Raw genomic sequence first — 25,471 nt, 5'->3', positions numbered from 1 at the left:
CTACCCGCAACTCCGTACTAACTAACCATTAGACGCCATACTGAGAGGTCGGCTCCATGAGCGAGCAAGACAACCCCACAACCGATTCTCCTGAAGAAATCGTCTCCGAAGACGCGACCACCGATAGCAACGCGCCCGCTCTACCCGACGGCCCGAAACCCGGTGATGATATCGCACCCGAAGACGAACCCATGGTCTATCCCGGCATGAACTGGTTCGTCCTGCGTGTCGCCTCCAATAAAGAAGACTACGTTCGCCAAACCCTTCTCTCGAAACTCAAGATCGAAGGCTTCGTCCATCTGGTCAATCGTATTCTCGTCCCAACCGAGAAAGAAAAGACCATCAAGGCTGGCAAGCAAAAAATCATCGAGAAGAAACTCTACCCCGGCTACGTCTTCGTCGAGATGCGTCTCGAAAACGATGGCCGTATCCCGCAGGACGTCTTCTTCCTCATCAAAGAAACCACCGGCGTCGGCGACTTCATCGGCACCGCAGGCCGCCCATCACCTATGTCAATCCCCGAGATTGAAAAGATGCAAGCCGCCTCGAAGCCTGCCGAAGAACAGCCAACCGTCAAGATGGAATTCTCACCCGGCGACCACGTCAAGATCACCGGCGGCCCTTTCGAAAACATGGAAGCAACCGTCGACGAACTCCTCCCAGACCAGGGCAAAGTTCGCGTCGTCGTCACCATCTTCGGCCGCGCAACCCCCGTCGAACTCGAATACTGGCTCATCGAAAAATTCGAAGAGTAGTACCCCCGGAAGTCATCAAACTTCCAACTCACATCAAAAAACCACCCAAAACCTGCTGCATTTCAGCAGGTTTTTTATTGCCCATCTCGCCTTACCCTCTCAACCAACGACACATTTTTGTAATATCACTCACATCACAAGCCCGCCACCGCCGGTGGCGGGGTGTCCCGACAACTGCTGCCATTTTTCTTGTGACTTCCCCCACAAGCCATCCCAACCAACAACGACGCTCTCAACTGAAAACTTCACACTCGCTTCTCTCCCAACTCCATCGCAAGATCACGCATCCACTGCATCACATACCCAACCAAAGGCGTCACCGACGCTCCATCCACACAGATCATACGAAACCAACGATCCACCCCCATATCCATCGGCAACGCCGCTAACCGCCCATCCTCCAATTCCCGCTTCACCGCCAACTCAGACAAGCAACTCAAACCTAATCCCGTCTCCACCGCTCGTTTGATCGCCTCTGTATGCCCGATCTCTACAACCTGTCCCATCTGCAAACCCTGACGCGCAGCCGCTTGCGATACCGTCGACCGTGTCCCCGAACCCATCTCTCGCATCACCCACGACTCGCGCGACAGCATCGCTTGACTCACCCTTTTCTTCCCTGCTAATCGATGATTAGGCGATACGATCACAACCAGATGATCTCGCATCCAATCTTCCTCATACAAATCATGAACCACCAACTCGCCTTCAATCAATCCCAGATCCACATCCCCCCGTCGCACCATCCTTGCAATCTCATTCGTGTTACCAACATGCACCGAAACCGTAATCCCATCATGCTCATCCAAAAACTCTTTCAAATACGATGGTAAAAGGTAGTTCCCAATCGTCGTACTGCAACCAATCACCACATGCCCCGTCGGCACATGCTCCTGATCATAAACCTCACTCACCATCGCCTCTAACTGCCCAAGGATCTGCTGCGACTTCGGCAATAGCTGCCTCCCCAAATCATTCAGCACCAGCCCCCTGCCCACCCGACTAAAAACCGGATACCCCAACAAATTCTCAAACTGCTTCAACGACATACTCGCCGCCGACTGCGTCATCCCCAACAGTTCCGCAGCCCGCGTCAGATTCCCCTCCCTCGCAATCACCACAAACACTTCCAGTTGCCGAATTGTGACATCTTGATTCATCATTATTTCTGATTATATACATATATTTAATCAATTAGAATCATGCTTAAACATCCCCTATATTAGCACCTCCCACGGAAGTGAGGAGCACCCATCGCCTAACTCCAAGCCCCATACCGCCGGTGCGGGGATGTGTAGCCAATACACAATCAATCGCCTGCAACACAAACATAAATGACCAACCTCAAACCCAGCACCTACCCATGAATCATAAAACCCCCACCCTCTGGATCTGCCTCGGCCTTGCCGTACTCATCTTCATCCACTCCCCCGCAATCGCACTCTGCACTGGCGTCGCCATCAGCCTCATCGTCGGCAACTCGCACTCCCAATTCACAGCCAATCTCGCTAAATACCTCCTTCAAGCCGCCGTCGTCTTCCTCGGATTCGGCCTCCAGCTCAACACCATCCTCCACGTCGGCCTTCAATCCTTCTCCATCACCGCAATCAGCATCACCACCACCCTCGCCCTCGGCTTACTCCTCGCAAGATCCCTCAAAATCGACACACATATCGCTCTACTCACGAGCAGCGGCACCGCAATCTGTGGCGGATCCGCCATCGCCGCCATGGGCCCTTCCATCAAAGCCAATCAGCACGCCATCGGCGTCTCACTCGCCGTCGTCTTCCTACTCAACGCCATCGCGCTCTTCATCTTCCCTCCCATCGGAAAACTCGTCGGCCTCACACAAACCCAATTCGGCCTCTGGTCCGCACTCGCCATTCACGATACCAGCAGCGTCATCGGCGCCGCCTCTGCCTACGGCCCACCCGCACTCGCCATCGCCACAACCGTCAAACTCACCAGAGCACTCTGGATTATGCCTCTCTCCATCACCTGCTCCAAACTCGTTAAAAACCAAAACACCCAAACCAACTTCCCGCTCTTCCTCCTCGGCTTCATCGCCGCCGCTTCACTCCGATCATACTTCCCAAACCAAGCCGACTTCTGGCAACCACTCAACGCACTCGGCCAACAACTCATGATCCTCTCACTCTTCTTCATCGGCGCCGGCCTAACCCGGCAATCTCTCAAAATCATCCGCGGCAAACTCCTACTCATGGCCTCACTCCTTTGGCTCATCACCTCATCCTTCTCTCTCATCCTCGTCAAACTCAACATCTATCATCTCCAACCAATCACCTGACCCCTCACACAAAACAATCCCGCCCCCACCCCACAACCAACGACACGCTTTCAAGCAACAACTCATCTTCTCAAGCTCGCACCGCTGGTGCGGGGATGTTAAACCTACCAACGATATGCTTTAGTGAAACAACTCATCTACTCAAGCCCCGCACCGCTGGTGCGGGGATGTTAAACCTACCAACGACACGCTTTAGTGAAACAACTCATCTACTCAAGCCCCGCACCGCTGGTGCGAGGGTGTGAAACCTGCCAACAATACGCTTTAGTGCAACAACTCATCTACTCAAGCCCGCACCGCTGGTGCGGAGGTGTTAAACCTACCAACGATACGCTTTAGTGAAACAACTCATCTACTCAAGCCCCGCACCGCTGGTGCGGGAATGTTAAACCTACCTACGATACGCTTTAGTGAAACAATCCCTCTCCTCCACGTTCCCGTCCACACACCTCTCCCATCACTATCATCTTCCTTCCAACGACACACTTAAGTAAAGCAACTCAAACGCACATTCACTCGAACAACAATACACTTAAGTAACACAATTCAACTGCTTCATACACGCCATTTCTATCTCCCTCGCCGTTCCCCTCATCCCACCCACATACCGATCACGCTACTACCACACACACGCCCCCAATCCCACACACCCCACACGCACACCCACGCGCACACGCCATAATCCATACCCCAAAAATCCACTCCAACCAGCAATGAATTCTCAATTCCGAGTATTGCGAATTACTTAAGCCAATGCGAACCAAAAACACAACCGCACACCTAAAATTTCAACCCACTACCTGCATCTTATCCCGCAAAACAACAACTTAAAGCGCTTCACATAACCATCCCCGCTGCAAATCGCATACCAAAACCAACTACTAAACAAACCGCGCGCACAAACGCGCATTCCCACATTTAAAACCTGCCTATTTTAAATCATTTCCACCTCATTTCTCACCCAAACCAACACATTTCACACCAATCCCGTCCATTCTCGATTAGGGAAAATCATCGAAAATCAATCCCCACACGAACACGCGCGCACAAAAGCGCCTTCTAATTTTCATAACCCCTTATTTATTCATACCGACTTAACAAAATCACTCACCGACTTAACTAACACGCGCATAGACATATTTTCAAACCGTACTTTTTCAACCATCCTAAAAACCAAAGCCGATTCAAAACGCGCGCACGATCATTCATCACCAATGATTCAATCACAAAAAAAGAGGACACCAATTTTATTGATGTCCTCTTTACGACTAAATGCGGTGCGTTGTGTTTGGTTTTGGTTTGGTAGAAATGAAACGCGAGATTCCGCACAAAGTGTGGCTTATATTTTCAGTGTGTATCTAAAACATGTTCCAGATTCACACTGATATGTTCTTTCAAAATGTTGACAGGACTGCTTCAAACTTCTCGTGCAGCAAATCCATATCTTCAATCGTCACATCAATCGGCGGACGGAAACGGATCGTGTCCGTGCCTGCACCGATCAAGATTGTTTGTTGTTCGTGCAACATGCGGCCGACAAATTTACCTTTGTCCGCAACGTTATGGAAACTAATCCCTTGATAGACGCCCATGCCACGGACGTTGTAAATGATGTCCGGGTATTTGTCGCACAGATCGTTAAGAAGGGCTACAAAGTGTTTTTCCTTTTCAGGGACCTGTTCGACTAAGCCTTCACGTTCGATGATTTTCATCTCTTGTGAGAAGCGAACCATATCGACGAGTGAGCCGCCCCATGTGGAGTCGAGCACGCCTTCATCGGTCATGGATTCTTTCATGTACAGGACGCCGTTGCCGAACTTCTTAGCAACCGCGATCGCTTGCGGTGGGTATGGCAAATCAAAATGATCCATACAGAACATGGAGCCCGTTTGGCCGCCCGCGGTCTGGACTTCATCAACGCCGAGATAGGTATCGTACTTGTGAGCCAATTCACTTAGTTTGCGATAGAAATCGGGGAGTGCGATACGGTGGCCACCTGCGCCTTGGATAGGCTCGAAGATGATGCCGACGATTTCGTCACCGAAGAGTTTGAGTTGCGCTTCAAGGAAGTTGAGCGCCTGCTCTGTTTTTTGGATGTTCTCTTCCTCAGGCTGCGAGTTGTCGATTGCGGGGAATGGGATCTCGATGTTAGCGGGAACCATGCCTTTGAAGCCCTTGGTCATGACAGGGTCGTGACGGAGCTGTGTGATATTGAGTGCAAAGACGGTGCGGCCGTGGAAGGCGCAATCAAAGTAAACAAAGCGGCGGATGCCGGGCGTGCGGCCTTGAGCTTTGCGCTTCGCGTCGTGCATGTTGATGAGGTATTTGAGCATGTTCTCAACGGCTTCAGCGCCGGAGTTCACGACATAAAGTTCGAGGTTCGGGTTCTCCATGCACTTGGGAGCCATACCTCGCATCAGTCGGTAGTAAGCGAGACACTGCGGGGTGAGAAAATCGGGATTAGCGATTTTGTGGTTGGCCACCATGGTGAGCTCTTTGAGGTAGTCTTCCTCGAAGAGGCCTGGATGGTTATGTGAGAGGAGTTTCGCGCCGTAGTAGCCACCCCAATCAAAAAGCATGTCGCCATCCACAGTGGCCATATACATGCCCTTGGAAGCGGCTAGATCAACGGCATAAGGGTGCGGATCGACAATGATGTACTTCTGGAGCTCATCGAGAACTTGTTGGGATTTTGGCCCGGGCAATGAAGTTGTTTGCGTCGTCATTGTAAACCCTTTCCATTTATCTAGTTACGGCATTTCCAGTCAAGAAAACTTGAAACTAAGGATCTTGCTGTGTCTTATATAATTAACGCATAATATGTCTATAAAACTGATCCAATTCAAGGCGTATCGGCAAGGAATTTGAGAGAAAATTTAAAAGTAAGGTTTAAATTGGATAGGCGGGGTTTTCCTTTATATTTTTTTTTAAAAAATTATTCGAATTGCGGTGTGGAAAAGGGATCATGAGCCTAATTTTGTGATTCTATGTGGGATTATGGGCGGAATTCGTATAAATATGCCTGCACATGAAACACAGCAGATATTAGTAATATCTCGGAAGTGGTTGAAATTTGGAACGGCGGTCACGCCTTCTGCTGAAGTATTCTGTGATGAATTGAATGGGTAGAAAATCTTGTAGATCGCTGGGGCAACATCCCGCCACCGGCGGTGACGGGCTTGAGAGCATCGAACACCGTGAACATGACTGGGAGCGCGAGGTTGCGTGAGGTGGGATAGGCTGGGTTGTCGTTGTAGAACAAAAGTATGCAATATTGATGAACTTGAGTTGTGAAGTGAGATCGGGGGATAGGCGTATGTGCGGCGAGGTAGGAAAAGAGAGGGGGAGTGGAAGGGGAAGGGGGAGGAGGGGGAGGGGCCAGGATCTTCAAATAAATATTTGACAGAGAGGGAGTTAAAAGGGAGTTTTGAGTAATCGGCTAGGGGTTGCCGATATATAAGATGTCGTCCGTAGTATGTTTTATGTTGTATTTGGTGCCCTTAATTTGGGAGTGAGCCAGATGAGTGTCATGGGAACAGGTGTTGCGGCAGGTGTGGCGGGGACCGCGCTACAAAGCCAGCAACAGGCACGTAAACGTGATAAGAAGGTGCGTGAGGAGCAGCACAGCGCGGAAAAAGTGCTGGAGGTTTTCGAAGCGCACATCAAAGGGTTGGAAGAAAACGATGGTGATGAAAACAGCTCGGCACGGCTGCATGTTGAAGCGCAGCTACGCGATCATGAAGATCTGATTGATGATGCGCCGGATAAGCTGGTGCGTCAGATCCGAGAAGAAAACAAATCGGCGGCAAGTGATATCGCGGAATTGAGCGAGGAAGCCAAGCAAATTATCCAACAGCAATCCCCCCCGCTATCCCCCCTCCCCCCTGATTCTCAAACGGCGATCGCTCCCAAGCCCCACACCACAACCCCTGCCTTGCCAATAGAAGAAAAAGCAAAAGCTGCTTTACCTACAGAGCAGACACAAGATGAGAGGCTGTATAAACATTTGGATATTCAGGCGTAGCTGGACGTGCTTGCGTTAGAGACATGATTTGACTGCATGTAAAAACTGAGGGATGGGAAGCCATTTCATACAAGCAATGGGGCTGATGAATCAATATCCTTGATGGGCAACATTGTTATTGCTGGCCAATGCCAGAAGACAAGATCCACCATTGCTTATTGGTATGAAGAACACTGGCGAATCACAAGGGTAACATCGAGTGTTGGGTATGGGATAAGAAATTGCGGCTAAGATTGAGGGTGGATTGAGTCATGAGAGAGAGTGGTCGATGTAAGACGCGTCAGCGATGACCCATGGGAAACGAATAACGTATGAGAATTGCTTATTTAACAAATCAATACCCGAAGGTGAGTCACTCGTTTATCAGACGAGAGATTACTTCATTGGAAGCACAGGGTTTTGAGGTGATGCGTTATTCGATTCGTAAAACGCCAGATAATTTAGTTGATCCGTTAGATACGGCAGAGTTGCCGAAGACTAAGATCATTTTGGCGTCCGGGGGGCTGGCGATGCTGTGGGCGGTGGCGTGTGTGAAAATGCGACATCCGATTGGTTGGCTAAAGGCTTGCTTGGAAGTCTTTCGGATTGGCTGGCGGAGTGAGCGGGGATTGCTAATCCATCTAGTTTATTTGATGGAAGCGACGGTGCTATATCGGTGGACGAAGAAGGATAAAGTTCAGCATGTGCATGTGCATTTCGGAACGAATCCGACGACCGTAGCGATGCTGTGCAAGTTGTTGGGCGGGCCAACGTTTAGTTTCACGGTACACGGGCCTGAAGAGTTTGATAAACCGACTGGGATTCACCTGAATCGAAAAATTGTTGAAGCGGAATTTGTGGTTGCGATTAGTAGTTTTGGAAAGAGTCAGTTGTATCGTTGGTGTCATCACGATGAGTGGCCGAAGATCAAGGTGATTCATTGCGGGGTGAATGCGAATTTTCTAGAGACTCCGCTACGACCAATCGAAACGAGCAGGAAAATGGTTTGCGTGGGCAGGTTGTGCGAGCAAAAGGGGCAGTTGCTGTTAATGCAAGCGGCTAAAAGACTGCGTGATGAGCGATTAGATTTTGAATTGATTCTTGCAGGCGATGGGGAGATGCGGCATGAGGTCGAGCAACTGATTAAACGGTATCGGTTGGAAGAACACGTGACGATTACGGGGTGGCAGAGTACGGGAGAGATTGTTGAGCTGATTGAGATGAGCCGCGTGATGGTGCTGCCGAGTTTTGGTGAGGGGCTGCCGGTGGTGATCATGGAGGCGCTGGCGCTGGGCAGACCGGTGATCAGTACGTACGTGGCGGGGATACCTGAATTGGTCAACGAACAGAATGGCTGGCTGATCCCGGCGGGCGATGTGGGTGAATTGGCAAAAGCAATGCGCGAGGCATTTGGATCGGACGATCAGAAACTAGAAGAGATGGGCAGACAAGGCAGAAAAATGGTGGCGGAGAAGCATAATGCGATGCAGGAAGCGCGCCGGCTGGCAAATCTGTTTCAGGAGTACGGGGGCAGGAAGAAAAGTCGCGTTGAGAAGGGGTAAGTTAGGCGGACGGTGGAGGAATCAGTTGGATATTGAAGCGATATTGCGGTGACAGGTAGCTGTCAGCGTGATGGTTTTGCCTCTCTCATTTTATGCTGCAGGCTGGTACAATCGGCGGCATGAATGATCCTATTACAATCATAATGCTGGTGTTGTTTTTGGTGGCTTTAGGTGCGGCGGGGGTGCTATACGCCAAGCTGATGGGGGCAAAAAAGCAGTCGGAAATAAGCCTTGGCGAGAAGCAGGCGGCAGCCGCGCAGCTGGCTGAGCAAACTCAGATCACCGAAAACCAAGCAGCGGAGCTGAAGACGTTCGAGCAGCAGATTGCTGATACGAAGACGTCGTTGGCCTTGGCAGAAGAGAAACAGAAACAGCTCATGCGCGATAATGAGTCGTTAAGCGAACGGATGGGTGAGGAAATTGAAAAGCAACGGCGGCAATTTGATGAGTTGATGCTAGAAAAAGAAGAATCGACGAAAAAGCATGAGCAGACGCTGCGTGAGGAAGCGGCGAAGCGAGAGGCGCAGCTAAAGGATCAATTTGAGAAGCTGCAGAAGCAGGCTAAAGAATCGTTTGAGTCGATCGCAGGCCAAACGTTAGAGAAATCGAACAAAGCATTTTTACAGCTTGCAAAGGAGCAATTCAAGGGCGAGCAGAAGGATGCGAAAGCGCAACTTGAGAAACGCAAAGACGCGATCAAGAATCTGGTTGATCCGATCAAAGAGAAGCTGAAGGCTTACGACGAGACTATTCATGTATTAGAAAGAGATCGGAAGCAATCACATGGCGAGTTGTCGGCAACGATCAAAAAGATGATCGAAGATCAGCGAATGCTGAAGGATGAAACGCAGAAGTTGGTGACTGCGTTAAAGCGACCAGAGGTGCGGGGACAGTGGGGCGAGATGCATCTCGAGAAATTGCTTGAGATGGCAGGATTCAGAGAAGGGTTGAATTATGACAAGCAGGTTTCAACAGCAGGCGGGAAGTTGAGGCCGGATACAGTGGTGCACCTGACGAGCAATCGGGATATTGTGATTGACGTGAAGACGCCATTAGATGCTTACTTATCAGCGATTGAGGCGGTATCAAAAGCAGATCAAGATGGGCATTTAAGGCGCCATACAAAGAATATTCTGACGCAAGTGGATAGCTTGCATAAGAAAGATTACCAAGCACAGTTTGAGCGGACGCCGGAATTTGTGGTGATGTTTATCCCGGCTGAAAGCTTCTTGCAGCCCGCAGTCCAAGAGCGGCCAACGCTGTTGGAGGATGCGTTCAGTAAGGGGATTGTGATTGCGACGCCTTCAACATTGATCGCGTTGCTGAAGACTGTTGCGGTGGGCTGGCGTGAAGAAGCGCTGGCTGAAAATGCAAGAAAGATTAGTGAGGCTGGGAAGGAGCTCCACAAACGCATCTCAACGTGTACAGGTCACTTGGAGAAGCTTGGGAAGGCTGTGGGGAATACAGTAAAGCACTTCAACCAGTTTACGAGTTCATTTGAATCAAGGGTCGTGACACAGGCAAGGAAGTTCGAGGATTTAGAGGCGGCCGAACCGAAGAAGGCACTGCCGGATCAAATGGATCAGATTGATGCGCTGCCACGTGAGGTGAAGGTGATTCCCAGCTCGGTGACGGATCATGTTGAAGCGGGGAATGATCAACAGATGAAGATCTTGCCTGAGAACGATCAAATCGATGAATAAAAAGCCTATAAAAAAGCGGCCCGTCGAAACCATCGACGGGCACTTCGCAACAATCAGTCATGCGACCGACTAACTGTGTGTTAGCCAGACGCACAACAGCAACAGCAATTTTAAACTCCCCCCACATGGATGCATATCATCAACTTTCGTTTGGCTGATCAACCAGTTGCGACACTTCAGGTGCCACGCGGCCAGTTGCGCCTTTTTTAACTTGCTGAATAATTGGCTCCGGGATGGTGGGTTCGGTGCGTTGATCCCACTGATCCTGGCTGAAGCGGCTCGTAACATACTCGATGGCTTCATCCACATCATCGGTAACATGAAAAAGATCAATGTCCTCAGGCGAGATTGTTTTGTAACGATCACGCATGGTGTCTTTGATCCAGTCGAGGAGACCGCTCCAGAAATCCGTACCAACGAGCACAACAGGGAAAGGCTCGATCTTAAGAGTCTGGATAAGGGTGAGGGCTTCAAAAACTTCATCCATGGTGCCGAAGCCGCCTGGGAAGATGATGAAACCGCATGCGTACTTAACGAACATGACTTTGCGCACAAAGAAGTAACGGAAAGAAAGTTCGTAGTTTTGGAATGGGTTTGGATCTTGCTCCATTGGGAGGTTGATGTTCAACCCGATTGATTTACCGCCGGCGTCGAATGCGCCTTTATTAGCAGCTTCCATGACACCGGGGCCGCCGCCGGTAATGACGGCAAAGTCCTTATCAACGATTTTCTTGCCACATTCCACAGCTCGTTGATAGACGGGGTCGTCTGGTTTTGTGCGTGCCGAACCAAATACCGATACCGCTGGGCCGACTTCTGACATGACTTCGAAGCCGTCGACAAATTCGGAGATGATTCGAAAGAGTCTCCAGGTCTCGCGATTCAGGGCCACATCTCTATCTAATGGCATGAGATCACTCCTTCGATCTAAAAAGAAACAAAAAAATAAATCAATTCACTTAATTTCAATACCGCACAGGCACGGAAACAAACCTCCGGCAATTCTCACATATTCCCTTGTTTTACAGGGAAAAACAACCCAACTCACATGGAATTTACGCATACCGATTTTGATTCGGCGCGTAAAAACCGGGCCTTCGATTCTCAAAGACCCGGCGTATCATTGTACGTATAAACAACTGAAAAGTCAGCAGTTTTTTATGCGTTGTGGATTAAGCTGCCAGAGCGGCTTTGGCTTTTTCGACGATTGCGTCGAATGCGGCCTCGTCGTGGATAGCGATCTCACTGAGCATTTTGCGGTTGAGCACGATATTCGCGGCTTTGAGGCCTTGAACAAATCGGCTGTAATTGATGTCGCGCATCTTGCAAGCTGCGTTGATACGGACAATCCAAAGTTTACGGTACTCGCGTTTTACTTGACGGCGGTCACGGTAGGCCATGACGCCTGCTCGGACAACGGCCTCTTGGACGCGACGCCATTGTGTACGGCGCGATCCGCGATAACCCTTTGCCTTCTTAAAAACACGTACTTTCGCCTGACGGCGTGCTGCACCTTTTTGTGTGCGTGGCATGGTGTACTCCTTTTCGCGATGACGGAGATCTGAACTTGATGTCAGATGCTTGTTTCCCGGCTCGCAGAAACGCAGACATGGCCAAATTGGGCCACTCTGCCTGATTCATGAAACGGTTTCTTTACTCAGCGTCGCCTGCTTTGAGCGGACGATGAAGCATAATCTTCAAACGCTTAATGTCGCCTTTGGTCGCCAATGCGGTGCCACGAAGCTTACGAAGCTTGTCGCCACTCATGTGCGAGTTGAGGTGACCCTTAAACGGCTTACGCCACTTCACTTTGCCCTTGGCAGTGATCTTGACGCGCTTAAGTAAACCTTTATGGGATTTCAGCTTGGGCATAACGTACCTTTCCTGAAGCTCAATCGAGCCAAATATTGTACCCGCCCTACTCTGCTATGCAACTTAAGGGGATTGGGTGCTGAATACAACGCAGAAAGGTGTGTATCGACTGTGGAATGCGTTAACAAAACACAAGGCATATATTGCCTTAATTTGTTATATAAAAAGATTTTACGCCAATTACTCGCTACCTGAAACGGTGGTCTCTTCAGATTGATGGGCCGCGCCGACACGGAGGCGTGCGAAACGGTGCTGTTGGCGTTCAATGACGACATTAACCTCGTCAGCACCATCCCAAGCAGGCTGGGCGCTGGGCAGAACGGCAAAGAATGGCTCCCCGACGGATTTACCATCGATGAGCAGCTCGAATTGTTGGCCTTTTGAGGCGAGAACTGCGACGTGCTGAGAATCAGGAGAGAAAACAGGTGTCCCCATCCATCGGCGAAGGGCGAGCATCTGATTGCCGACAACGAGGCACGCGCGACTGTCGTAGCGGCCGACGAAAGCGACGCGCTGCTGATCAGGTGAGATAACGAGGCTGCCTGGCTGGATACCGTCGTACTCACTGGATCGCCAAACGGTTTGGTTGTTTTTGGCAAGGTCGACCTGCATGACACGCCAGCGGCCGAGCGAGGTTCGCCCGGCATAGAGGAAGGTGTCGTTGGGGGATTCTTGATAGGCGTCGGTCATCATTGCGGTGCTGGGTTCGCCGAGCTTACCATCGACGCAGAGATACCAGAGTCCGTTCCACTTCATGCCGGCGATGAGGTGTTTTTGAGATTGGGTATATCGGAGTGAGTTCTCACCGATGCCATCACACGTAGCTATGAGTTTTCCGTCAACAATGAGCTGCCAACGGCCATCGGCGCTTTTAATCGCAGCTGCGATTTGTTTACCGTCTTGACGAATAGCGATGTTGCCGGGTTTGGTCGTTGCATAGGCCTCATTGATTTTACCGTTGATTGCAAGCTGCCATATGCCGCCTTGTATTTGCACCCATGCGGCCGTGACTGAGCCGTCATCGGAAACAATGACCGGAGATTTGGCAAGCATAAAACCCTGAGAAACAAGTCTATTTCGCTTGCCATCCTTGCTTAAACCTAAATCTCTGATGACATGCCATTTGCCATCTCTAATGGCAAGATAGGCTGCGGTGTTGCCTTGAGGCGAAACGGCGAGGCTATCGCGAACCGCGGTATAATCTGTGTCGACAAAACGATCGATAATCATGCGCCATGTGGAACCGTCACTTGCGGCATAAGCGATCGTGTCTTTTCCAAATTGAATCGAATGATGATCTATTCGTCGCATAGGGGGGCCGACAACACCGTTATGAACAATCATTCGCTTGTTTGCATCTTTACCGACGTAAGCAAACTGTTTGCCTTCGGGTGAGAATAGCACAGAACTGATCGGTTCAGGAACGCGTGTGTTGACCGGGATGCCTGGGAAGTTGATACGAAAATAATTGAGCTGTCCGTACAAGCGAAATAGCTGATCGGTTTTCGGAGCGAAGGCGATCAGTGGTCGCGGGGCGGGCCGACCAAGGATTTTCTGATCGCACATCACAGCCATCATGACGCCAGAGTGCAACATTTCACCGACGATGCCGGCGGCATGCTTGCCGTCGCTGCTGGCGATAACAGAACCTTTTTGGAGCGACCATGCTTCATTAGATTGGACGAGTGGCGTGAAATCATGAAAAAAGGCCAGCGGATCTGCAGCCACCATCTTCGGCGCGATCAACGCTGACCATGCAATGACTGTTAAAGCAATCATGCCTTGTTTGCGAGATATGACATACTTTAGACCTCGACTCCTCATAGTACAATTTATCGGCACTTTATTGACACGAATTTCCTGATAAACAGGTCCCTATTACATCATTTCTTCGCATTATAAACAGTTATGTTGAAAGTAATTAGCAGTTTAATCAAGGGATTTTGACATAAAATGCCATATTGATTCGCCAAGGATGCGGCGCGAGAGATGGCTTTGGATCGTTCGTTCTACAGTGAAGCCAAATCGTTGATAGAGACGCTGAGCGCCCGTGTTACCGCCCGCAACATGGAGCGAAATTCGCTCAAAGCCAAGTTGTGCGCGGAGAGCTGATGCTTCAGTTTGGGCTTTTTTGAGTAATTGCGTGCCGAGGCCGAGGCCTTGTGCTGATTCGCTGACAGCAAGGTATTCGATGTAGCAGTCTTGTTTTTGGATTTGTTCTTCGAGTAGCCACATCCCGATCATAAAACGACCAATGCGGGTGAAACCGTGACGCAGACAAACACGGAGAATACCGCGTAGGCTGCCTTCAGAACCGCGTTTTTGCTGCTGCCACTTGAGTGACATGGCGGCAAGAACGGTATTATCTTTTTCAGCAACCCATAAACCGGGATGTCCGTGCGGGCCGACAAAACCGGCATCAAGGAGCATTTGCCTCATCGAGGGTTCGTCGAGATTCGCAAGCCGCTGGAACTTGCCGCGGAATGCACCAACCAGAATGCCTGCCAAGGCATCGGCGTCCTGAGGCTGATAGAGCCTGATATTGATGGATTCGCTATCGATCTTGGTCATCATTGAAATCTATCGTCGCGCTATCAAAAAAACATCACAAACCTCATATTCACCCTAACTTAACACGATTTACGGAGCGTACCCCATCTCTATCCCCAAGTTTTGGACAACCAATCCACCCGCTGGGGGGTTGCCTTGGAATAAGCTCGAATTTCTTGCCCACTGGCCCCCTAGGCGGTACTTTTAGCATACGAAGTATTACGCAATTTCTCTGCATTTAGCGTGTTTTGCGAAATTACTTGAACCGTTGACCAGCAGGTCATGAAGTAAAAAGTATGTCATGGCATCAGTCTGCGTCTGACGACTGGACTAAAACCTGAGCGAAGTACTCACGCAATTTACACGACCAACAGAGACCATAAAAGGTGCAACCATAATGAAAGTCATTTGCGATCGCGGAGCGCTTGTCGAGTCACTGAATCTAGTCGGCGGCGTTATCGTTAGCCGAACCCCGAAGCCTGTGCTGAGCTGCATTAAGGTGACCGCGAATGATGGCGCATTAACGTTGTCGGGCACAGATATGGAAGTAGCTGTGAAGCTGACGACACCTCGTGTTGAGGTTGCGGAGTCTGGCGACATGCTCGTGCCTTCTGATAAGTTGTTAGCCATTGTGCGTGAATCAATTGATGCAACGCTGACGATCGAAGCGAATGACGAAGCTGCAAAGATCACGGGGCAAGACTCAAAGTTCACGATTTATGGGCACAATATCGAAGACTATCCGCCAATCCCAGAGTATGACGGCGACCCGGATTTTGAAGTCTCTGCGGAAGAATTGCACCGATTGATCGCGATGACGATTTTTGCAACTGCCCGTGAAAACTCACGGTATGCAATCAATGGGGTTTTGGTTGAACGAGAAAAAAACAAACTAACAGTTGTCGCAACAGACGGCCACCGCCTGGCGTTAGCAAAAGGGATGTGCACGTCACATAACGACACACCGCAGTCCGCGATCGTGCCGACAAAGGCGTTGAACCTGCTGCTACGCTTGTTTGATGATGCAGAGCAGACAGTGTCTGTGAAGATGAAGGATGGCCAAATCATGTTTGCGACAGAGGAAGCAACGCTGTCAACAAATCTGGTCGAAGGCAACTTCCCGCCATATGCAGATGTCATTCCGAAGGATGGCGATAAGAAGGTGACGATTGCAACGGACGTGCTTGTATCCGCGGTTCGCCGAGCAGCTTTGCTGACAAATGAGGAATCCAAGGGTGTTCGCATGGCATTCGATCAGGCTGGCCTGACACTGTCATCAAGAGCACCCGAGATGGGCGAAGCCGAGATCAAGGTCGAGATCGATGAATATGTGGGCGATGAGGTCGAGATTGGGTTCAACCCGCAGTATTTACTAGACGCACTTAAAGTCGCGGACGAATCTCAAGTCCATATCGACATGAAAGCCCCTAACAAGCCGGGTGTTTTGCGTACTGGGCCACAGTTTTTATACGTGATCATGCCTGTGAACCTCCAGTAGCGCAAAAAATATAAACAAATCATGAGAAAGCTGCAGTTTACGCTGCAGCTTTTTTTATATAGCAGGAGTTTGGCAATCTCATCAAGGAATTGGATCTGATATAAGATCACAATTGGGCCATCCTGCCCAATTCGCTACAATAGAGCCAAGGTGTATACCTACGTGAACAAATTGCAGGAGCACCCGTAAACAAAGAACAATGATCAAAGGGATCAGCCCATGCCTTCCCCTGATACATTTAGCTGGACAGACATTGATGACATCTGTCTCGGCTTATATGAAAAATTTCCCGACGTTGAACCCCTAAAGGTGACGTTTCCAGAACTACGCGAAATGGTAGAGAATCTTGAAGGATTCGAGCCTGACCCCGGGCAATCTGTCAATGAGCAGATTTTGGAAGCGATCCAGGTTGGATGGTACGAGGAAAAACAAGAAGCTGACGGCGAAAATGATGACGACAAGGAATCGTATTCGCCCAATATGCCATACAGATAATAAACCTGTCCACACAGCGACAACGCACCACACAAGCAGTATCGATCGCAAATGCGATCAACCGAAGTTCATACCTAGATTAGTACAACGAAGTGAGCCGCATGAAGCCAGCCGAAGCAACAGCCCAAGCCGTCGATCAAGCCTGTGTTAGTGAAAACAACGAGGCGATTGGTTCGGCTGAATCACAAGACAGTGAACAGAAAGGTTCATGCTGCTGCAGTTGCGCGAATACTGACAACGAAGCAGCTACCGACAAGCAAGCAGAAGAAGAACAGCCTGCTGAAAAAGAACAAAACCGCGTCACAGAAATCAAGATCCCAGGTGCGGAAGAAGATTCAAGGTCATGGCTCTCACGCATGATCACCAAAGGTGAACGCAAACTTTCCGAGCTTTCGACGAAGAACAATTTTTGGCACAGGCTGACGTCTTGGATCTTTTTACCATTAGCATTCCGATCTGGAATCAAGATTCATCACGGCGATGTGGGCACATTCTCAGCCATCTTGCCGTTTCGTCGACACAATCGTAACTGGTACTCGGCAATGGCTGGCGGCGCCTTGTTGGCCAACTCTGAAGTCGCTGGCGGGATGTACGTATTCCAGAAATGCGGCGCAGACTACACGGTTGTATGCAAGCACCTCTCGTATGACTTCCTCCGCCCATGCTACGGCCCAGCGGTTTATCGGATCACCACGGAAGAAGACCTTGATGCACTGATCGAAACAGGCAACGAGTTCAATCTGACCGTCAAGATGAATATCGTGCAGATGGTGAACCCATCGAACAAACGGCAACGCCGCGTAGGTAGGTCAACCGCTCACTTCCACATCACACCAAAATCTCACTACCGCAAACGTCGCGATGTCTGGATGAAACGGGCGAATGCTGCGAAGAAATAAATAAACGATAACAATATAAAACATAAACACTAAGCCTAAAAACTCAGTGTTTTTTTATTCCAAAATAAAACATGCACCGTACAATCTTAACATGAAAACAACCGCTTATATCGCAACCTCAATCGATAACTATATCGCAGATGCAAAACATGGCGTCGATTTTCTTTCAACAACCAATCCTGATATCACTGAACAACCATCCGACCCCGATATTTACGGCTTTCATAAATTTATCAACAGCATAGACGCTTTGGTCATGGGAAGAAAAACCCTTGATGTGATTACTCCGCTCATCGACCAGTGGCCATACGGCGAGAAACCCGTCATCATTCTAACTTCACATTCAGATTATGAAATCGCTCCAAAATTGCCAAAAACTGTCGAAACATTGTGTGGACTAGAGCCTAATCAAATCATAGACACTCTAGCACAACGTGGTTTCCATCACCTTTATATTGATGGCGGCATTACGATCTCACGGTTCCTACAAGCCAATCTGCTCAGTGAAATCATTATCACTCGCATCCCCATTATCCTCGGATCAGGTATCCCCTTGTTTTCAAGCCTTTCCCAACACTACTCGCTCACACACAAACACACCGAATCTTTCAACACCGGCATCACACAAAGCACCTATCAAATCAACACCTGTACACTCTAATTAGTTATTAGAAATTAAAACGCTGTCGCGCGTTACCACAACTCTCACACCCCCATACAGTTCAAACTGCCGCATACCGCCTTGCTGATCTCTCACAGATTTTGTAATCGGCCCAAGTTCCCGCTCACCACACCGATCCGAATCCACACCTTTTAACATTGCAAGCGATCGCAAAACACCCATCAACACAATCTCTCGACATTGCCTAGCCCGATCACGTGGTAGATGAAATACACCATCCACCTCCCGGGCATCATTCTCGATAACCTCAGCCACTGCATCTTGCAGTACACCTTCCAATCCGCGCATCCGATCACCAAGCTGCACCGCCTTGATCGCCGCATCACCCCGAATTTCCTTCAGCACCGGCAACACCTCATGCCGCAACTTCGCACGCCACCGCTCCACATCCGCATTAGTATGATCCTCTCGCCAATCTTGCTCCGTTTCACACAAAAACTTCTCAATCTGTTCCTTCCCTACCCCCAAAAGCGGCCGCACAATTTTCACTCCCTCAACCAACGACCGCACCTTCGCCACCCCCCGCAGTCCCCGCGCCCCTGCCCCACGCAACAATCGCATCAATACCGTCTCTAGTTGATCGTCCGCATGATGGGCTGTCGCAACCCACACACAATCAGCCTGCACAGCAATCTCACCTAAGGCTTCATACCGCCCCCGCCTTGCCGCCTCCTCAATATTCTTTGCCTCACGTAGATCAAGATCACGTCGCTCATACGCCAGCCCTAAATGCTTCGCCAAATCCTCAACGAACAACGCATCCGCTTCTGCCTCATCACCCCGCAAGTGATGCTGTACATGTCCCACGACAAGCCGCATTCCCCAGCCGCGCCGCTGGCTCAACGCATGCATCCCCAATAGCAAAGCCACCGAATCCGCGCCACCGCTAACCCCCACTACAACCGCCACCTCACCTCGCGGTTTAATAACTTCAGCAGCTTTCAAACTGCGCGCGATCGCTTTCACAACTGGGTGATACGAGATTTTCGCACGCTTCTTAAAATCCAAGCCTCACATCCTCACGCATTTACGTTAAAATGCCCTTCAAGCTGAGCCACTTCATTCACTCAGCCTCTTTCACAACCACACGTTTCATTTCCAACAACTCACCCAAGTATACGATGACGGAGCATCCATTGGGCAGCAGCCAAGCACAATCCGCTACAAATTCATCCCACCTCGCGGATCAGCCTGCGCAGCAAGTCATCGAAATCACCGTCAATCTCGACGATGCTACCCCCGAGCTCCTCGGCCACACCATCGATAAACTTCTCGAGCTCGGCGCCCTTGATGTCTGGGCAACCCCCATCGTCATGAAAAAATCCCGCCCAGCCCATCAACTCTCCCTCCTCTGCGCACCGCAAGACCGTGATCGCCTCGCCATCGCATTGCTCACCGAAACCGGCGCCATCGGCCTCCGCTATCACACACGTGACCGCATTACATTAGACCGCGTCATCCACCACGCCCCCTCACCCCTCGGCCAAATCCCTATCAAAGTCGCATCACTTAATAACTTACCCCTCTCAGCCAAACCCGAACACGACACACTCGCCAAGCTTGCCAAACAACACAACATGCCGCTCAACCGCGTTCAGCAAATCGCCAATGCTGCCGCTAACGAGTTGCTGTCCACACTCACCTCCGATTCATCCAATGGAGGTGACCCATCATGAACCCTATATCCACCTTATCTATTCAGCCGCTGTACATGCTTGCCGAACTCCCCGAAACCGTCATGAATGCCGTACTCGTCCTCGGCCTACTCCTCATCATCGCCTCACTCATGATGAGTATCCGCAAACGTAAAACCCGCCACACAACAGACCAGGTCACCGCACAAGAACACCTCGAGCGTCTGAAAAACAAACACGCCGTCAAGAACGACCTCGAATCACTCATGGTCGAAATCGAAGAGCTTGGCAAACGTCTTTCCCACCAGATCGACGCCAAAACCATCGCCCTCGAGCGCCTCCTCGACGAAGCTGAAATCCGCATCGCTCAACTCAACCAACTCAATTCCTCCCCCACACCCCCTCCTGCTACGCCAAGCCCCACGCCATCTGCAATCAAACACACACCGCCCCAACCTCCTGAAACCCCAGCACAATCAACCAAACCACAACCGCCCGCCAAACCTCAATCCACACCCGAAGCCGACCACCACACGCACATCTACCAGCTCGCCGATACCGGCCAGACTGCTGCACAAATCGCCCAAACCCTCGGCGAGCACATCGGAAAAATCGAACTCATCCTCGCCCTCCGCCGCTCCGTGTAACCCCCCATCTCTCAATATCTGCTCCCGCTTCACCAAAATTTGTCCTCCCCCCCTTTCAACGACTAAAATATCACTCTCCGCATTTCAACAGATGGGAATGAGTGGTGTGCCTGCAACGGCTGTTCTGGCTCACTTCGCGGAGATTGGACACTTAGTAACCGCCTAACCTCGCTCACACAGGAGCCAAGCCATGCAACTGCAAGGTGCATATACCGCCATGATTACCCCCTTCCGTGCAGGTGAAGTCGATTTCGATCGCCTACGCGCCAACGTCGACGACCAGATCGACCAAGGGATTGATGGCCTCGTCCCCGTCGGAACCACCGGCGAATGCCCAACACTCTCACACGAAGAACACCGCGACGTCATCAAAACCGTCGTCGAACAAGCCAACGGCCGCGTCAAAATCATTGCCGGCACTGGATCAAACTCCACCACCGAAGCGCTCAACCTCACCAAGCACGCCAAAGACGTCGGCGCTGACGCCGCCCTCATCGTCAACCCATACTACAACAAGCCTAACCAGCAGGGCCTCTATCGCCACTTCATGCACCTCGCTGACAATGTCGATATCCCCATCATCCTCTACAACATCCCCGGCCGCACCGGCATCACCATGGAAGCGCCAACCGTCGCGCGTCTCGCCAAGCACACCAACATCGTCGCCATCAAAGAAGCCACCGGCTCATGCGACATGACCTCCGAAATCCGTCAGCTCACCGATCTCACCATCGTCTCAGGCGACGACTCACTCACCCTCCCTCTCATGTCCATCGGCGCCTCCGGCGTCATCTCCGTTCTCTCAAACATCATCCCCGCAAAAATCAAATCTCTCACCGCCGCCGCACTCAATGGCGACTTCGCTGAAGCGCTCCAGCACCACAACGACATTTTCCCACTCTGCAAAGCATGCCTCACCCTCGCCACCAACCCCATCACTATCAAAACCGCCATGGCCATCTGCGGCCGCGACACCGGTGAACTCCGACTCCCACTCTGCGAAATGCCCACCGCCTCCCGCGCCATCCTCGAAGACCTCCTAAGAGAACACAACATCCGCTAAATCCCCCCTCCCCCCCCTGCTTCGTCACAAACACCTGCAATTCCAAACTGGATTGCAGCGCAACGATAGATAGAACAACAAACCTCAAGCCCCGTACCGCTGGTACGGGGTTGTTTTTTTGACATGCCAATCCATGACGAGCAACTCAAAGGCCCCTACAAACTTTGGCGACACGAACACTGGTTCGAGGATTCGCCACAAGGCTGCATCTGCCACGACCGCGTCACCTACTACCCACCCGGCGGCTTACTCGCCCCACTCATTAACCACCTCTTCATCCAAAACGACCTCATCAAAATCTTCAACTACCGCACCAAAATTATTAACAAAATATTCAAATAAAAACCCACGATCTTCATCATGGGCATCTATCTCTTAATGAGTACTCAAATCATCCCGCCGCTACAACTTCCTCTTTCATAGCAACCGCCACCTTCTCCAGCCTCCGCTCCTTGATCCACTTACTCATCTCATTCTTGATATTCGCCCACTTACCCGTATTTGATCGTTGTTCCAAAAACACATCATAAACCGCATCAAGCAATTGGCTTAACACCATAATCTTCAGTAGCCTTGCCTCAACAATCTCACGCGGCGTCTCTGCCTCCATGATCTCAGGCAGTAACGCTGAACCAATCACATATTTATCACCCTGCAAATTAAGCTCAAACGTGTCCTCACCCGACGACAAAATCATCCCAAACTTACGCGCCCATTTTCCCTGCACTAGCGCTTCCCCCGCCTCTTTATATACACGCACCCCATCACCGCTCAATGACACCTTTCCACCCGCATCCCACGCGCATTCCATTTGCAACGACTTTGTAATCGCCACAAAAATCTCTTCATCAACCCCATCCACCTTAGCGCTGATTAGACCATCAAACTTTTCGCACACAAACCATAACCACATCAACCACTCATTACCGAGAAAATCTTTCAAGTCCGTTGATTTCGCCACCCAAGGTACAATCGGCTCGCCGCCCCCTTGCGATCCCCCATATGCCGCATCCCCACTGGCATCATCTTCATCATGAATCAGCGCCGCAGCCGCAGGCGGCTTCGTATACTTCGTCGGCCGAAAATCATCAAAATCCCGACCCGAATGTTTCTCCCGCAAGCTATGCCCTGCATACGTTCCACCACTCACATACTCAAGATCAACAGCAAACGCGTGCCGCATCACACGACACAGTTCCTCGATGATTGCATTAGACGCGCCGCCCAAGTACATATACCCCGCCTTCAAATCCCAAAGCACAGGCACCATCTTCGACTTACGATACTTCCCGCTCGCCAAATCCTCATGGATCTGACGTTCCGCCAACTCCTTCGCATCGCGCTTATCGGCCTTGCTCGCAAAACCGCTCGGGTTCCCCGACGCAGCTGCCTGCTCGTTCATCATCTTGTACGCCTGCTTCATCTCGCTCGGCACCTTATGCGTGTCGATCCGAATCGCAAACATGAGCAGATTCCCAAACCCATTTTTCTCATACGAAAACTGAGTATCAAGAATATGATCCCCCGTCACAAACCCAACCTCCACCTCGTCCGGCGCACCAATCTCCACCTCTCTGAACCGATGCTCATTTAAAATCGACAACGCAGCCTCATCCACACTGCTCGGCCCATCGCCCATCACTTTAAACCGGCAATACGTCACTCGCCCTGACTTAAAACCCATATCCAACGTCCCTTGATCATCAATCAGCCCTTAAGCCGACTTCTATTTCAGATTCAACAAACACCTAACCCTTGATTAGGCGCCAAAAATACTAATCACCCCCATCTCATTATTCCACTTCAACAGCTTTCCCCATCGGCAACAATTCCACCACAACCCTTGCCAGCACCAATACACCCAAAAGGTATACCATCCACCACAAATAACCCATCACAAAGAATCCGAACACTAGCGGCGCGCCCGCCAATGTCGCGATCAGCCAAATAACTGCCCTACCTTTGCCACTCACATCTTTCCGCAACGTCGGGATCATGCACAGCCACACATAAGCCGGAAACGCTAAACCGTAACACATCAAGAACGTTCGATACGCGACCTCCGAACTCGTCAGACCATTCAACGTCCAACCACTATCGATCGACATGTACCCTAACAACACGCCGACCACTCCAAGAAAAATCATCCGCATCACGCCCGCTTTACCCATCCGCAGATTCATCTCTCGCCCATGCAACCCGATCGTGTACCCTGCCTGAAGTGTCATATGAACCGCTAAAATCGCCAACCAAATCCGCGGCAATTCAATCGCTTTATTTTCCAAAACCACCGGCCGAAGCAGCCCCGAATAGGCCAACGTAAATACGATCATCGTGCAGAACACAACACCAAAACCAAGCGCGAATGCCGCCTTCCCAACGCCAGGCGAAGTCGACTGCCTCGCTCTATGAAACGTTAAATCCAAATACGGGCAAAGCAAAAACCCCAACACACTTGCAGGCAAGAAAAACCACAGCGATTCACTCGATAACCTCAGCCCCTCACCACCGATACCAACCAATCCTTCCCACGCACCATTCAAACCAAAACCAATCCCAGCCATCACAAAACTCGCTGCCGTCACCAAAACTGTCGCGATCATTGTTCCCGCACGTTTCTGTGCCATCAACCAACACACCACACCAAACCCGCATGCCGCACCAACACCCCACCAACCAAACAATAACTGATACAACCAGCCGATCACAAAAAAGTGGAACACCACCGTGATTTCACTAAACCTCAAACACATATCCCGATGCTTCCCGCTTACCTTCCGGCTCATCTCCTCATTCGACAGCACAAATCCCATCGCTCCCGCACCCAAAATATTCGGCACAGCAAACACCGCCCAACCCCAAAAACCATAATCCGCCACCAACAACACCGGCAATACCATCCCAATAATCCACGTCCAACTACTCCCTAAAAACGCCGCCCACAGCAGCGCAGGCCGCAGCCCTTTCTCAGTAATCGGTGGATGTACGCGCTCGATCATGCCTCTATGCCCTGTCTTTATATTGCCTGGCTGATGCTCTCAAACAACACACAATCATATCACAAATCTTCTCACATAACCCCCGATTCCCAACCAATCCTTACCCCCAGATTTCCCTTACTCTGTACCATCCTCATGCATTCCTTAATGCTATCAGCCAAATCGCAAATAATCGCCAGCAACTCAGCAACATCTTTTCTACTCAGCACGAGATAACAAAAAAACCCATGATCACTCACGGGTTTTTTATTCGTTTATTTATTGACCGATTGATTAACTGACTAGCCAATCTCTTCTAATCGTCGATTAGCTTCGCGTTTGCCGATCCCCATAATCTCATGCAGCTTAACCAGTTGAGCATTACGAGGCTTTGTACGCCCCTGCTCCCAGAAATACACGGATTGCATTGACGCACCCACAAGCTTTGCAAAATCCGCAGCACTGATTTCCAATGCTTTACGCTTCGATGCAATACGCTTGCCGCTAATCCCTTTCATCGCAGCTTGACCATCGGCAGCAGTCTCAACCTTTGCCGTACTCATACGCTTATTGCTCTTCTCAAGTGAAGCGATCTGTCGCTGCAACCCAGCAACCTCACGCTTCAACGCCACGATCTCCTTACGGTACAAAGCAACCTGCTTGACCGTACCGCTCATCTGAGCTTTGATTTCTTTTCTCGCTAAACGCGAAATCTCTTCCTTCAAAATTTGCTGAATATTTGGCATTATCTTTCCTTTCAGCCCCCAATATTTTGCTTCGCTTTGCTCCACAGACGTGATTGATTGGGCAAAGCATTCGCTA

Annotated in this window: 24 protein-coding genes; 13 read left to right on the top strand and 11 right to left on the bottom strand. The window is 50.5% G+C overall.

The annotated features are described in order from the left end of the window. Window positions 1–56: 56 nt before the first annotated feature. Window positions 57–755, top strand: coding sequence for a transcription termination/antitermination protein NusG (gene nusG / locus KS4_RS02860; protein WP_145074365.1), 699 nt, complete (start codon window positions 57–59; stop codon window positions 753–755). 245 nt (window positions 756–1,000) lie between these two features. On the opposite strand, the gene KS4_RS02855 is transcribed toward nusG, so the two are convergent. Continuing rightward, window positions 1,001–1,915 (bottom strand): LysR family transcriptional regulator, encoded by a 915-nt coding sequence (locus tag KS4_RS02855; protein ID WP_200761501.1) that lies wholly within the window; start codon window positions 1,913–1,915, stop codon window positions 1,001–1,003. A gap of 203 nt (window positions 1,916–2,118) precedes the next feature. On the opposite strand from KS4_RS02855, the gene KS4_RS02850 reads away from it, so the two are divergent. Continuing rightward, complete coding sequence (locus KS4_RS02850; protein ID WP_145074359.1) at window positions 2,119–3,063, top strand: YeiH family protein; 945 nt, start codon at window positions 2,119–2,121, stop codon at window positions 3,061–3,063. A gap of 1,394 nt (window positions 3,064–4,457) precedes the next feature. Here the strand turns inward: KS4_RS02850 and KS4_RS02845 are convergent. Then, on the bottom strand, window positions 4,458–5,789 hold the full coding sequence (locus KS4_RS02845; protein WP_145074357.1) for an aspartate aminotransferase family protein: 1,332 nt from the start codon (window positions 5,787–5,789) through the stop codon (window positions 4,458–4,460). A 794-nt stretch (window positions 5,790–6,583) separates the two neighbouring features. Here KS4_RS02845 and KS4_RS02840 point away from each other — a divergent pair. The 3 genes from KS4_RS02840 (at window position 6,584) to rmuC (ending at window position 10,331) form a co-directional block, all read left to right on the top strand. Further along, window positions 6,584–7,087 carry a hypothetical protein gene (locus tag KS4_RS02840; RefSeq protein ID WP_145074354.1) on the top strand — a complete coding sequence of 168 codons (504 nt, stop codon included), beginning with the start codon at window positions 6,584–6,586 and terminating at the stop codon, window positions 7,085–7,087. 311 nt (window positions 7,088–7,398) lie between these two features. After that, window positions 7,399–8,628 (top strand): glycosyltransferase, encoded by a 1,230-nt coding sequence (locus tag KS4_RS02835; RefSeq protein WP_145074351.1) that lies wholly within the window; start codon window positions 7,399–7,401, stop codon window positions 8,626–8,628. Between the two features lie 119 nt (window positions 8,629–8,747). After that, window positions 8,748–10,331: a DNA recombination protein RmuC gene (gene rmuC, locus KS4_RS02830; RefSeq protein ID WP_200761500.1), complete on the top strand. Its 1,584-nt coding sequence runs from the start codon at window positions 8,748–8,750 to the stop codon at window positions 10,329–10,331. Between the two features lie 139 nt (window positions 10,332–10,470). Here rmuC and KS4_RS02825 read toward each other — a convergent pair whose 3' ends face one another. From KS4_RS02825 to KS4_RS02805, 5 genes are all read right to left on the bottom strand, one after another. After that, on the bottom strand, window positions 10,471–11,241 hold the full coding sequence (locus KS4_RS02825; protein ID WP_145074344.1) for an LOG family protein: 771 nt from the start codon (window positions 11,239–11,241) through the stop codon (window positions 10,471–10,473). Window positions 11,242–11,503: 262 nt separating this feature from the next. Beyond that, window positions 11,504–11,863, bottom strand: coding sequence for a 50S ribosomal protein L20 (gene rplT, locus KS4_RS02820; protein WP_145074341.1), 360 nt, complete (start codon window positions 11,861–11,863; stop codon window positions 11,504–11,506). Window positions 11,864–11,984: 121 nt separating this feature from the next. Continuing rightward, window positions 11,985–12,203: a 50S ribosomal protein L35 gene (gene rpmI / locus KS4_RS02815; RefSeq protein WP_145074338.1), complete on the bottom strand. Its 219-nt coding sequence runs from the start codon at window positions 12,201–12,203 to the stop codon at window positions 11,985–11,987. A gap of 180 nt (window positions 12,204–12,383) precedes the next feature. Then, window positions 12,384–13,982 carry a hypothetical protein gene (locus KS4_RS02810; protein ID WP_145074334.1) on the bottom strand — a complete coding sequence of 533 codons (1,599 nt, stop codon included), beginning with the start codon at window positions 13,980–13,982 and terminating at the stop codon, window positions 12,384–12,386. Between the two features lie 150 nt (window positions 13,983–14,132). Further along, window positions 14,133–14,774: a GNAT family N-acetyltransferase gene (locus tag KS4_RS02805; protein ID WP_200761499.1), complete on the bottom strand. Its 642-nt coding sequence runs from the start codon at window positions 14,772–14,774 to the stop codon at window positions 14,133–14,135. 376 nt (window positions 14,775–15,150) lie between these two features. Here KS4_RS02805 and dnaN point away from each other — a divergent pair, with 376 nt between their 5' ends. The 4 genes from dnaN (at window position 15,151) to KS4_RS02785 (ending at window position 18,306) form a co-directional block, all read left to right on the top strand. Then, window positions 15,151–16,251 (top strand): DNA polymerase III subunit beta, encoded by a 1,101-nt coding sequence (gene dnaN / locus KS4_RS02800; protein WP_145074328.1) that lies wholly within the window; start codon window positions 15,151–15,153, stop codon window positions 16,249–16,251. 219 nt (window positions 16,252–16,470) lie between these two features. Further along, window positions 16,471–16,746, top strand: a complete 276-nt coding sequence (iscX, locus tag KS4_RS02795) for a Fe-S cluster assembly protein IscX (RefSeq protein ID WP_145074325.1) — start codon at window positions 16,471–16,473, stop codon at window positions 16,744–16,746. 101 nt (window positions 16,747–16,847) lie between these two features. Next, window positions 16,848–17,645 (top strand): PaaI family thioesterase, encoded by a 798-nt coding sequence (locus tag KS4_RS02790; RefSeq protein ID WP_145074322.1) that lies wholly within the window; start codon window positions 16,848–16,850, stop codon window positions 17,643–17,645. 91 nt (window positions 17,646–17,736) lie between these two features. Continuing rightward, window positions 17,737–18,306: a dihydrofolate reductase family protein gene (locus KS4_RS02785; RefSeq protein ID WP_145074319.1), complete on the top strand. Its 570-nt coding sequence runs from the start codon at window positions 17,737–17,739 to the stop codon at window positions 18,304–18,306. Here KS4_RS02785 and tilS read toward each other — a convergent pair whose 3' ends face one another. Next, on the bottom strand, window positions 18,307–19,335 hold the full coding sequence (tilS, locus tag KS4_RS02780; RefSeq protein ID WP_145074315.1) for a tRNA lysidine(34) synthetase TilS: 1,029 nt from the start codon (window positions 19,333–19,335) through the stop codon (window positions 18,307–18,309). Window positions 19,336–19,448: 113 nt separating this feature from the next. Between tilS and larC the strand changes: the two genes are divergently transcribed. The 4 genes from larC to KS4_RS02760 all read left to right on the top strand — a co-directional run bounded on the left by larC (window position 19,449) and on the right by KS4_RS02760 (window position 22,013). Continuing rightward, the gene (gene larC, locus KS4_RS02775) at window positions 19,449–20,003 is read left to right on the top strand and encodes a nickel insertion protein (RefSeq protein WP_200761498.1); all 555 of its coding nucleotides are present in this window, start codon (window positions 19,449–19,451) and stop codon (window positions 20,001–20,003) included. Next, entirely contained in the window at window positions 20,000–20,608 is a 609-nt protein-coding gene (locus KS4_RS02770) for a hypothetical protein (protein ID WP_145074309.1), read from the top strand. The genes larC and KS4_RS02770 overlap by 4 nt, the downstream gene beginning before the upstream one ends. A gap of 190 nt (window positions 20,609–20,798) precedes the next feature. Continuing rightward, a complete protein-coding gene (gene dapA, locus KS4_RS02765) occupies window positions 20,799–21,671 on the top strand; it encodes a 4-hydroxy-tetrahydrodipicolinate synthase (protein ID WP_145074306.1) in 873 nt (290 codons plus the stop codon). 123 nt (window positions 21,672–21,794) lie between these two features. Then, window positions 21,795–22,013, top strand: coding sequence for an SRPBCC family protein (locus KS4_RS02760; RefSeq protein WP_145074303.1), 219 nt, complete (start codon window positions 21,795–21,797; stop codon window positions 22,011–22,013). 49 nt (window positions 22,014–22,062) lie between these two features. On the opposite strand, the gene KS4_RS02755 is transcribed toward KS4_RS02760, so the two are convergent. The 3 genes from KS4_RS02755 to KS4_RS02745 all read right to left on the bottom strand — a co-directional run bounded on the left by KS4_RS02755 (window position 22,063) and on the right by KS4_RS02745 (window position 25,395). Next, complete coding sequence (locus KS4_RS02755; protein WP_145074299.1) at window positions 22,063–23,355, bottom strand: hypothetical protein; 1,293 nt, start codon at window positions 23,353–23,355, stop codon at window positions 22,063–22,065. 109 nt (window positions 23,356–23,464) lie between these two features. Continuing rightward, a complete protein-coding gene (locus KS4_RS02750) occupies window positions 23,465–24,670 on the bottom strand; it encodes a hypothetical protein (protein WP_145074296.1) in 1,206 nt (401 codons plus the stop codon). 281 nt (window positions 24,671–24,951) lie between these two features. Beyond that, entirely contained in the window at window positions 24,952–25,395 is a 444-nt protein-coding gene (locus KS4_RS02745) for a helix-turn-helix domain-containing protein (RefSeq protein WP_145074293.1), read from the bottom strand. Window positions 25,396–25,471: the final 76 nt, after the last annotated feature.

The organism is Poriferisphaera corsica, assembly GCF_007747445.1.
GTDB lineage: Bacteria > Planctomycetota > Phycisphaerae > Phycisphaerales > Phycisphaeraceae > Poriferisphaera > Poriferisphaera corsica.
Note: the sequence above shows the minus strand (reverse complement) of the source record. Positions and strands in the feature narration are given on the sequence as shown.